The organism is Clostridium thermobutyricum DSM 4928 (assembly GCF_002050515.1).
GTDB lineage: Bacteria > Bacillota > Clostridia > Clostridiales > Clostridiaceae > Clostridium > Clostridium thermobutyricum.
Window position 1 is genome coordinate 1 of the sequence record NZ_LTAY01000009.1, and the last position, 955, is coordinate 955.

General features: G+C 45.8%; 2 tRNA genes and 2 rRNA genes. All 4 read right to left on the reverse strand.

The window, feature by feature from the left end:
* Positions 1 to 122: ribosomal RNA gene (locus CLTHE_RS00540) — 23S ribosomal RNA — on the reverse strand; the annotation flags it as partial.
* A 125-nt stretch (positions 123 to 247) separates the two neighbouring features.
* A tRNA-Ile gene (locus tag CLTHE_RS00545) sits at positions 248 to 324 on the reverse strand.
* A 3-nt stretch (positions 325 to 327) separates the two neighbouring features.
* A tRNA-Ala gene (locus tag CLTHE_RS00550) sits at positions 328 to 403 on the reverse strand.
* Positions 404 to 539: 136 nt separating this feature from the next.
* A 16S ribosomal RNA gene (locus CLTHE_RS00555) occupies positions 540 to 955 on the reverse strand; the annotation flags it as partial.

Genomic DNA, 955 nt, shown 5'->3' on the forward strand with positions numbered 1-955 from the left:
CTCATTCGGAAATCTTCGGATCTCTGGCTATGTGCGCCTACCCGAAGCTTATCGCAGCTTATCACGTCCTTCATCGGCTCCTGATGCCAAGGCATTCACCATACGCCCTTTGTAGCTTGACCTATTAATTAGTCATGTTTCAGATTTTACAATCTTGAATTAGTCACAAAGAATAGTATTTAAAATACATTTTCTTGGCTTTGTTGTATCAACAATTTAATTTCATGTGTAATTTTCAAAGAACAAATGGTGGGTCTAAATGGACTCGAACCATCGACCTCACGCTTATCAGGCGTGCGCTCTAACCAGCTGAGCTATAGACCCATATGGTGGAGGTAAGGAGATTCGAACTCCTGACCCCCTGCGTGCAAGGCAGGTGCTCTCCCAACTGAGCTATACCCCCATATTACTAAGAGATCATGTATCTCTCAAAACTGAACAGATATAAACAACTGAAACCTTCTTTTAAATAAGAAATTCGTCTTTTCCGAATTTTTTATTTACTAGTCAAACTTCTTGTTTGCTAGATTTCTCCATAGAAAGGAGGTGATCCAGCCGCAGGTTCTCCTACGGCTACCTTGTTACGACTTCACCCCAATCGCTGACCCTACCTTAGGTCGCTGCCTCCTTGCGGTTAGCTCACGAACTTTGGGTATTGCCAACTCTCATGGTGTGACGGGCGGTGTGTACAAGGCCCGGGAACGTATTCACCGCGACATGCTGATTCGCGATTACTAGTAACTCCAGCTTCATGTAGGCGAGTTTCAGCCTACAATCCGAACTGAGACCGGTTTTAAAGTTTTGCTCCACCTCGCGGTATCGCGTCTTTCTGTACCGGCCATTGTAGCACGTGTGTAGCCCTAGACATAAGGGGCATGATGATTTGACGTCATCCCCACCTTCCTCCCGGTTAACCCGGGCAGTCTCGCTAGAGTGCTCAACTAAATGATAGCAA